The 10,502-nt window shown below is 69.2% G+C and carries 4 protein-coding genes and 1 pseudogene; all 5 read left to right on the top strand.

The features are described 5' to 3' along the window. Positions 1 to 35: 35 nt before the first annotated feature. Positions 36 to 2,111 (top strand): tail fiber domain-containing protein, encoded by a 2,076-nt coding sequence (locus Q5H93_RS23870; protein WP_305009255.1) that lies wholly within the window; start codon positions 36 to 38, stop codon positions 2,109 to 2,111. A gap of 179 nt (positions 2,112 to 2,290) precedes the next feature. Beyond that, entirely contained in the window at positions 2,291 to 4,636 is a 2,346-nt protein-coding gene (locus Q5H93_RS23865) for a phage tail-like protein (protein ID WP_305009254.1), read from the top strand. A 6-nt stretch (positions 4,637 to 4,642) separates the two neighbouring features. Continuing rightward, positions 4,643 to 4,831: pseudogene (locus tag Q5H93_RS24275) on the top strand (IPT/TIG domain-containing protein); the annotation flags it as partial. 20 nt (positions 4,832 to 4,851) lie between these two features. Further along, complete coding sequence (locus Q5H93_RS23855) at positions 4,852 to 5,841, top strand: T9SS type A sorting domain-containing protein (protein WP_305009252.1); 990 nt, start codon at positions 4,852 to 4,854, stop codon at positions 5,839 to 5,841. Between the two features lie 99 nt (positions 5,842 to 5,940). Then, the coding region (locus tag Q5H93_RS23850) for a beta strand repeat-containing protein (RefSeq protein WP_305009251.1) at positions 5,941 to 10,502 on the top strand (4,562 nt) is incomplete at its 3' end.

Below are 10,502 nucleotides of genomic sequence, written 5' to 3'. Positions count from 1 at the left end.
CTTTCTGATTGTCCTCTCATTTCCCCTGCTTAAATATGAAATCTGTTACGTCTTTCCGCCTGCTGCTGGCGCTGCTTGGTTCTGTTCCGCTTGCGGCCCACGCCCAGAACGTGGGCGTGGGCACCCTCACCCCCGGCGAGAAGCTGGACGTGGGGGGCGGCAACATCCGCCTCCGGGACAGCGGTAGCCGCCTCATATTCCCCGATGGCTCCTTTCTGACCACGGCCCCCGGCGGCACGGGCTTTATTCTCAACGGCACGGGCACCCAGGCCGGGGCCAGCTTCAACATTGGCGGCACGGGCATCATTGGCGGCCGGCTGGGCATCGGCGTCGGCACCGCCAGCCAGGCGCTCGATGTACAAGGCGGCATCCTGGCCCGCAGCACTAATGCCATCAGCCAGCAGGGCGCCTACCTGCAGTGGAACCGCAGCGGCGGCGGCGGCGAGACGTGGCTTATCAACCAGCAGGGCGGCGGCTTAGGCGGCATCTACTTCGGCGCGGCCACCACGGCCAACGTCGTGACCGAGTGGGCCCGCTTCGACGGCAGCGGCAAGCTGGGCATCGGCACCAGTCCGGCCACCACCCTCGACGTGCGCACGGCCGACAACTCGGCCGCCATCACGGTGGGGAGCCTTGGCGGGGGCGTGGGGGCCCTGTACTTCGGCAACGCCAACCACGGCCTGAAGCGCGGGTACAGCGGCGGCAACGACGTGGGACTGTACACCACCGCCGGCAACCTATTCCTAAGCGCCAGCAGCACCAGCACCAGCCAGTTTGCGCTGCTCAACAACGGCAACGTGGGCATCGGTACCAGTTCGCCCGGCTACAAGCTGGAAGTGAACGGCATCGTGGGCATCAACACCAACTACGACCTGCTGCTGCGCGATGCGAATGCCGGCCTGGGCTGGTACGGCAGCAACGGCACCGGCAAGGTCTTCACGCCCATCACCGGCTTCGACGGGCCCGTGCTCTACGGTTATAACGGGGGCATGCTGGCCACCAAAGACGGCGGCAACCGCACCGCCTTGTTCTGGAACACCAGTGGCCAGGTGGGCATCGGCACCAACTCACCCACCCAGAAGCTCGACGTGGACGGGGCCATTGTGGCCCGGGGCAACGGCTACATCAACACCCAGGGCGCGCACCTGCAGTGGAACCGCGTGGGCGGCCTGGGCGAAACCTGGCTGATTAACCAGCAGGGGCTGGGGCCGGGCGGCATCTTCTTCGGCAAGTCGGACGTGAACAACAACGTGACCGAGTGGGCGCGCTTCGACGGCAACGGCAAGATGGGCATCGGCACCACCGCGCCCGGCGCTATCCTCGACGTGCAGGGCACCGGCGACGTGGGCGTCAACAGCTTCTTTTACTACCGCAACTCCAACCCGCCGAACGGCGCGACTGGCAACAGCAACAACGACGTGAGCATCCGGGCCAGCGGCCCCATCATGGCGGCCGAGTTCTACGCCAACTCTGACCGCCGCCTCAAAACCGTGGTGGGCCGCAGCGACAACGCCACCGACCTGGCCCTGCTCAACCGCCTGCGCGTGACCGACTACACCATGCGCGACCGGGCAGCCTTCGGCGACCGCGCCTTTAAGAAAGTCATTGCCCAGGAAGTGGAGGAAGTGCTGCCCCAGGCCGTGACCAAGCAAACCGGCTTCCTGCCCGACGTGTACGCCACGGCCACGGCCGTGCAGGCCCTGCCCGGCGACTCGCTGCTGGTGCTCACGCTGCCCGCCGGCCTGCCCGAGGGCGGCGCCCGCGCCGGCCAGCGCCTCAAGCTCATCGGCGAAACCAAGCAGGTGCAGGCCGCCGTGGCGCGCCCAGCTGCCGCCGGCAGCCGGGCGCTGGTGGTGCGCCGGGCCCAGGCCCTGGCCGGCGGCGCGGTGTTCGTGTACGGCCTGGAGCACGCCGACGTGCGCGCCGTGGACTACGAGGCCCTGAGCATGCTCAACGTGAGCGCCACCCAGGAGCTGGCCCGCCAGCTGGCCGAGCTGAAAGCCCGCGCCGCCACGGCCGAAGCGAAAGCGGCCCAGGCCACCGCCACCCTGGAAACCTTCGAGGCCCGGCTGCGGGCGCTGGAGGCCGGCGGCGAGCAGGCCCGGAAGTAATCCGTCCTTTTCCTCTGCAAGCGCAACGCCTCCGGCCCTGAAGTCGGGGGCGTTGTTGCATCGGCGGACGCTCTACCCGGTCGTGTCGCATCAACATGCGACAAACCGGGCTGCCGCTGGCCCCGACCTTTTTCATGTTCATTCACAATCTGTTTCGGATGGTACCGCCTTCCCTCGCTATGGCTCACTTCTCCACCTTCAGCCGCTACCTGCTGGCTCTGCTCTTACTGCTGGCCGCCCCGTTGGCCACTCTCGCCCAGGTCCAGACGCCCGGCGTAGGCATCGGCACTACCGCGCCCGACGCCTCGGCGGCGCTCGACATCGTGAGCAGCGCCAAGGGCGCCCTGCTGCCCCGCCTCACGGCCAGCCAGCGCCTGGGCATTGCCAGCCCGGCCACCGGCCTGCTCGTGTTTCAGACCGACGCGCCGGCCGGCTTCTACTATAATGCGGGCACGCCTGCGGCGCCCGACTGGCAGCTGCTGGGCGCCGGCGACAACCTCGGCAACCACCTGGCCACCCAGGCCCTGAACCTGCAGGGCAACGCCCTCACCGGCACCGGGACCAGCATCAGCGGGTTGGGCGTGGGCGTGCGGGCCGACGGCGGCCTGAACCTGGGCCAGCGCGGCCCCGGCCACCACCTGCTGCTGGGCTACCAGGCCGGCCGCAGCCTGCTGCCCGACTCGGCCGCCGGCGAAGGCTTGTTCAACAGCTTCAGCGGCTACCAGAGCGGGCAGGCCACCACCACGGGCTCGGCCAACGTGTTTGGCGGCTACCAAAGCGGCTACAGCAACACCAGCGGCACCGGCAACCTATTCATGGGCTACCAGAGCGGCTACGCCAATACCACGGGCGAGGGCAACCACTTTCTGGGCTACCACAGCGGCTACTCCAACACCACGGGCTTCGCCAACCACTTCGACGGCGTGCGCAGCGGCTTTGCCAACACCACCGGCTTCAACAACCAGTACCTGGGCTTCAACGCCGGCGCCCAGTCCGTTACCGGCGACCACAACCTGTTCGTGGGCTACGGTAGCGGCCTCTTCAACCGGGCCGGCAGCCGCCTCACGGCGCTGGGCGCCAACAGCGGCCCCAGCTTCCTGGCCGGGGCAGACAGCCTGACCAACGCCACCGCCGTGGGCGCCGACGTCAGCCTGACCGAGAGCAACACCGTGGTGCTGGGCAACAATGCCAGCGTGGGCATCGGCACCAGCGCCCCGGCCGAGAAGCTCCAGGTGGTAGGCACGGTGTACAGCAGCGCGGGCGGCTTCCGCTTTCCCGACAACACCGTGCAAACCACGGCCGCCGTGTCGGCCCCCGCCAATGGCTTCGTGCAGAACCAGGCCACGCCGCAGGCCAGTGCCGACTTCAACGTGGCCGGCACCGGCACCGTGGGCGGCCTGCTCACGGCGGGCAGCGCCAGCGTGACCGGCCGGGTGGGCATCGGCACCACCACGCCCACCCAGGCGCTCGACGTGCGCGGCAACCTGCGCCTGGGCGACGACGGCTCCGGCGCGGGCGCGGGCCAGGCCATCGAGTGGGTGGGGCCGGGCGTGACTTCCGACCCGGTGGGCATCTACCGCCTGAACCCGGCCGCCGACCAGAGCGAGCTGCGCGTGGTGGTGGGCGACGTGCCCGACGCCAATGACAAGTTTGTGGTGGGGCGTATGGGCGGCACCAGCACCGAGGGCGGCATCCCCACGGGCAGCTTCACGCCCACCTTCTCGGTGAGCAGCACCGGGCAGGTGCAGGCCCCCGGCCTGGCCGGCACCGGCACCCGCGTAGTCACGGCCGATGCCGCCGGCACGCTGGCTACCCAGGCCCTGCCCGTCGATACCGATGCCCAGCAGCTCAGCCTCAGCGGCAGCACCCTGGCCCTGACCAACGGCGGCAGCGTGACGCTGCCCACCGCCAGCGGCGACAACCTCGGCAACCACACCGCCACCCAGGCCCTCGACCTGGGCACCAACGCCTTGGTGGGCAACGGCGGCACCACCGGCCTGAGCGTGGATGCGGCCGGCAACGCCCAGCTGCCCGCCGCCCGCGCCTACACCTACGCCGCCGCCAAGGCCTACACCGCCTCCTACGGTCCGTCCGACTTCCAGACGGCGCAGGTGGGGGTTTCGGTGCCCACCAACAAGATACTGAACGCGCCCGGGGGCACGTTTGAGCAGATGTACGTGGACCAGGCCGGCACTGTGCGCGCGGCCCTGCACCTGCCGCAGGGCGCCGTGGTCACCAGCCTGCTGCTGTACTACAACCAATCGACGGCCAACGCCGCCAGCTACATTACCCTGGAGCTGGTGGCCAACCGGATGGGTAGCCGGGGCGCGGTCACCAAGCTGGCCACCTTTACCTCGGCGGGCGCTTACACCCTCCAGACGCCGGTTACGATTACGCCGTCGGCGGCTGTGGCCATCGACAATGCCACGTTCCTGTATAGCCTGCGGGCCACCTTCGGCGCAAGTAGCAGCACGCTGAGTATTTCCGGCGTCACGGTGAACTACACCGTGACGCAGGCCGATTAGGCCCCGATGGGCCGCAGCCCGCTATTTCTTTCTAATCCTGCAGCCGAGCTGCCGGGCATGGCCGTGGTGCTCACCGGCACGGGCTTCGCCAGCGGGGCCACGGTCAGCTTTGGTGGAGTGGCAGCCAGCAGCGTGGTGGTGAACTCCGCCACATCTATCACGGCTGTGGTGCCGGCCGGCGCGGCCAGCGGCAGCAGCCCCATGAGCGTGACGCTGTGCGCGGGCAGCACCAGCAGCGCCCCGGCCTTCGAGGTGCTCAAGTTGTACGACGGCACCACCGCCTGCACGACACCCGCGCCGCCCTGGGCAGCGTCACGGTCAGCTTCCAGGCCACCGGCCCGGCCGGCGCCGTGCGCCAGGATGGCCGCGGCCGCAAATACCTCGACCGCAACTTCCACCTCGCGGCCAGCGGCGGCAACGCCTTCCCCGGCCAGAGCATTGGCCTGCGTCTTTTCGGCCTCACTGCCGAGCTGGCCCGCCTGCAAGCCGCCCTCAAGACCACCCAGTACAGCGGCGCTAACGAGGACTGCCAGCTCGGCAACAACGACTTCGCCGCTGGCGACTTCCGCGTGCTGCCCGCCACGGCCAGCACGCCCGCGGGCGGCGTGAGCTGGTTTGTGAGCGAGCTCACGGTGGCCGACCACTTCTCGGAGTTCTACCTGACGGGCAGCAGCACACCGCTGCCCGTGGAGCTGCTGGCTTTCACGGCCCAGGCCGAAGGCCGCGCTGCCCGCCTGCGCTGGCGCACGGCCAGCGAAAAGAACAGCGCCCGCTTCGACATCGAGCGCAGCCGCGACGGCAGGCAGTTTGAGCAAATTGGCGACGTGAAAGCCCAGGGCAGCAAAGCCAGCCCCACGGCCTACACTTTCCTGGACTCCACCATTCCTTCCACTTCCCAGCCCACCTACTACCGCCTGCGGCACGTGGACCGCGACGGTACGGCCAGCTACTCGCCCGTGCGGGCCGTCATCATTGACAGCAAAGCCGGCCTCGTGCTCTACCCCAACCCCGCCCGCACCAGCGTGGCCGTGGCCGGGCTCCGCGCCGGCGCGTCGGTGGAAGTGCTCGACGCCCTGGGCCGCGCCGTGGCCCACGCTACCGCCGATGCCGGCGGCACCGCGCAGTTGGCATTGTCCAGCGGGCTGGCGGCCGGGGTGTATATCGTCAGGAGTGGCGCCCAGGTGCAGCGCCTCACGGTGGAGTAAGCGCCGCCCGGTCTTGTACCCTGTTTAGGGTACAAGACCGGTGCGGAAGACGCTTCCCTCCCCCTCGACCTTTGCGGGCAGACTCAACTTCTGTCCCATATGCAACGCTCCGTACTCCTCTTCTTATTACCCGGCCGCCGCTGGCTGGGCCTGCTGCTCCTGCTGCTGACGGCCCTGCCGGCGCTGGCGCAGCCCGGCATCAGCAGCTTCTCGCCCACGAGTGGGGCGGCGGGCAGCAACGTGGTTATTACCGGCAGTGGCTTCACGGGCGCTACCAGCGTGCGCTTTGGCGAGCTGTCGGCGGTGTTCACGGTGAACTCGGCCAGCCAGATTACGGCGGTGGTGCCCCGGGCGGCCTCCACGCAGCTCATCAACGTGACGACCAGCGCCGGGTACTCGTTTTCGAGCGCCAAGTTTACGGTGACACGCAGCAGCAGCGTGACGTACGGGCAGGTGAGCAGCAGCTTTGCCGGGGTGAGCGGCGGCACCAACGCCGCCCCCGCCGTGGCCGATATCGACGGCGACGGGCTGCTGGATTTGCTGGTGGGCCTGGGCGACGGCACCATCAGCCGCTACGAGCAAACGAGCGTCAACGGCACGGCCTTTACGGCGCTGGGCAGCCTGCGCACCAGCGGCAACGCCATCATCGACGTGGGCACCCAGGCCGCGGTGGCCATCGTGGACTTTGAGGGCAACGGGCGCTTCAACCTGGTGCTGGGCCGCGGCGACGGCACGGTGAGCGAGTACGAGCAGACGAGCGTGGGCGCGGGCACCTTCGACCTGGTGACCGACAACCTGTCGGGCATCTCGACCACCAGCAACGTCGTCCCCGGCATGACCGACCTCGACGGCGACGGCTACCTGGAGCTGCTGACGGGCAAGGGCGACGGCATCATCAGCCACTCGGCGCAGAGCTTCGTCAACACCGACAACCTCTACCGCATCGATACCAACTTCAACTACCTGCAGCTAAGTGGCAACGCCGCGCCCTTCTGCGTGGACCTGGACGGCGACGGGCTGCTCGACATCCTGATGGGCGTGAATACCGGCAGCATCTACCGCTACGAGCAGAACGCGACCGGCAGCTACACCGTCAGCCAGCTCTCCAGCAGCTTCAACAGCATCTCGGCGGGCACCAACGCCAAGCCCTGCGTGACGGACATCGACGGCGACGGGCTGCTGGATTTGCTGGTGGGCCGGGCCGACGGCACCATCTACCGCTACGAGCAGAGCGGTACGCCGCCCGCGCCCACCATCACGGGCTTCACGCCCACGAGCGGGCCGGTGGGCACTGCCGTCACGGTGACGGGCACCAACCTGGGTGCCGTGACGGCGGCCCAGGTGTACGGCACGCCGGGCACCCTCATCGGCATGCCCACGACGACCAGCTTCACCTTCACGGTGGGCAGCGGCAGCAGCACGGGCTCCATCGGCGTGACCTCGCCCGGCGGCGCGATTACCAGCAGCGGCGTCTTCACGGTGGGGACGGCCAACACCGCGCCCACCAACCTGCTCCTGAGCCCGGGGAATATCAACGAGAACATGGCGGGGGTAGTGGGCGTGCTCACGACCACCGACGCGCAGGGCGGCACCTTCACCTACACGCTGGTAACGGGCACCGGCAGCACCGACAACGCCAGCTTCAGCATCAGCGGCGGCAACCTGAGCCTGACCACCTCGCCCAACTACGAGGTGAAGAACAGCTACGCCGTGCGGGTGCGCACGACGGACTCGGGCGGGCTGTGGTATGAAAAGGCCTTCACCGTCAGCATCAACAACGTAGTGGAGACGCCCAGCATCACGAGCTTCTCTCCCACGAGTGGGACGGTGGGCACCAGCGTCACCATCAACGGCAGCCAGTTTCAGAACGCCGGGGCTGTGACGGTGAAGTTTAACGGCACGACGGCTTCGGGCGTGAGCGTGAGCAGCAACAGCCAGTTGACCGTGCCCGTGCCCAGCGGCGCCACCACCGGCACCATCTCGGTGCAGAACGCCGACGGCACCGCCACCAGCAGCGGCACGTTTACGGTGGTGCAGCCGGCCCCCAACACCACCATCGTGAGCGGTCCGCCGGCCATCGGCAACAACAGCACGGTGAGCTTCCAGTTCAGCTCCGACCAAAGCCCGGTGGAGTACGCCACCAGCGGCGCCCCCAACGCCACCTACACCAACAACGGCGCCACCCCCACCTTCGGCCCCATCCCCGACGGCACCTACACCCTGAGCGTGGCCGCCCGCAACACCAGCACTGGCCTCAGCGACCAGAGCCCGGCCACTTACGCCTTCACCATCGACACCCAGGCGCCCGTGCCCACGCTGGGTAGCTTTGCCACGGGCAGCACCCGCACCTCGCCCATCCCGTTCACGGTGAACTTTGGGGAAACCGTGACCGGCTTTGCGCTCAGCGACCTCACCGTGACCGGCGGCACGGCCAGCAACCTAAGCGGCAACGGCAGCCTTTACAGCTTTAGCGTGACGCCCACGGCCAGCGGCAACCCGCCCGTCACCATCACGGTGGCGCTGGGCGCTAACAAGGTGGTGGACGCGGCCGGCAACAATAACGTGGCCGCCACGTCCGTCAGCCGCACCTTCGACACCCAGGCACCCACGCTGGTTATCAGCGGGCCCGGCGGCACCACTAGCACCTCGCCCCTGAGCCTGACGGCCACCTTCTCGGAGGCCGTGTTGGGCTTCCAGCTCAGCGACCTGACGCTGACCCGCGGCACGGCCAGCAACCTGAGCGGCAGCGGCACCACCTACACCTTCGACGTGACGCCCAGCAGCGCGGGCATCGTGACGGTGAGCGCGGCGGCGGGTGCGGCCCAGGATTTGGCCGCCAACAACAGCGCCGCCAGCAACAGCTACAGCGTCACCTACGCCCCGCCCGTGACGGTAACGGGCATCACCCCCACGGCCACGCCCACCAACGACGGCACCGCTACGTTCACGGTCACGTTCTCGGGCAGCGTGACGGGCGTCACGGCCGGCAGCTTCTCACTCACGCCCAGCGGCATCAGCGGCGCCACCATTGCCGGCGTGACTGGCAGCGGCAGCAGCCGCACCGTGACCGTGAACACCGGCAGCGGCGACGGCACCCTGCGCCTCGACCTGAGCAACGGCGCGGGCATTGCGCCCACCGTGAGCAACGCGCCCTACACCAGCGGCACCCCGCTCACCGTGGACCGCACTGCCCCCGTGGGCACGGTGGGCAGCGGCGCCCCCAGCCCCACGCGCACCGCGCCCATTCCCTACAACGTGACCTTTTCGGAGGCCGTGACGGGCTTTGCCCTGAGCGACCTGACGGTGACCAACGGCACGGCCGGCAGCCTCTCGGTGAGCGGCAACGTGTACAGCTTCAGCATCACGCCCACGGCCAACGGCCCGGTGACGGTGCAGCTGGAGGCCAGCGCCGTGACCGACGCGGCCGGCAACGCCAACGCCGTGAGCAACACCATCAGCCGCATCTACGACAACCAGGGGCCCGTGCCCACGCTGGCCACCACGGCCGGCAGCGCCACCAACAGCACGCCCTTTGCCTTCACGCTCACCTTCCCGGAGGCCGTGACGGGCTTCGCGCTCAACGACCTGACGGTGAGCGGCGGCACGGCCGGCAACCTGACGGGCAGCGGCGCCAGCTACACCTTCACCATCGCGCCCAGCGGCAGCGGCAACCTGCCCAGCACCGTGACCGTGAGCCTGGCCGGCAACCGGGTGACGGATGCGGCCGGCAACAACAACGTGGCCAGCAACTCGGTGGTGGTGCGCTACGACACCCAGGTGCCCACGGCTACCCTGAGCAGCACCGCCCCCAACCCCACCAACGCGGCCCCGATTCCGGTGACGGTGACCTTCTCGGAAGTAGTGGTGAACTTCTCGCTGGCCGACGTGACCGTGACCAACGGCACGGCCGGCAGCCTGAGCGGCAGCGGCACCACCTACACCTTCAGCATCACGCCCGCCGCCAACGGCGCGGTGAGCGTGCAGGTGAACGCCGGCGCCGCCCAGGACGAGGCCGGCAACGACAACACCGCCAGCGCTACCCTGAGCCGCACCTTCGACAACCAGGGCCCCACCGTGACGCTGAGCGGCCCGGCCGGCAGCAGCAGCAACGTGGCGGCCTTCACCGTCACAGCCACGTTCTCGCAGGCCGTGACGGGCTTCTCGCTGAGCGACCTGAGCGTGAGCGGCGGCACGGCCAGCGCCCTGGCGGGCAGCGGCGCCAGCTACAGCTTCACCCTCACGGCCAGCGGCAGCGGCACCCCCGCCAGCACCGTGAGCGTGAGCCTGCCCGCCAACCAGGTGGTGGACGGGGCCAGCAACGGCAACACCGCCAGCAACACCCTCAGCCGCAGCTTCGACACCCAGGCGCCCACCGTGACGCTGAGCACCACCGCGCCCGCCAACTCCGGCACGGCCGCCTTTACCGTGACGGTGCTGTTTGCGGAGCCCGTGACGGGCTTCGCCCTGACTGACCTGAGCGTGAGCGGCGGCACGGCCAGCGCCCTGACGGGCAGCGGCGCCAGCTATAGCTTTACCCTCACGGCCAGCGGCAGCGGCAACCCCGCCAGCACCGTGAGCGTGACGCTGCCCGCCAACCAGGTGGTGGACGGGGCCAGCAACGGCAACACCGCCAGCAACACCCTCAGCCGCAGCTTCGACAC

Source organism: Hymenobacter aranciens (genome assembly GCF_030580865.1).
GTDB classification, from domain to species: Bacteria; Bacteroidota; Bacteroidia; order Cytophagales; family Hymenobacteraceae; genus Hymenobacter; species Hymenobacter aranciens.
The sequence above is the reverse complement of the archived record's forward strand: the minus strand, read 5'-3'. Positions and strand labels throughout refer to the sequence as shown.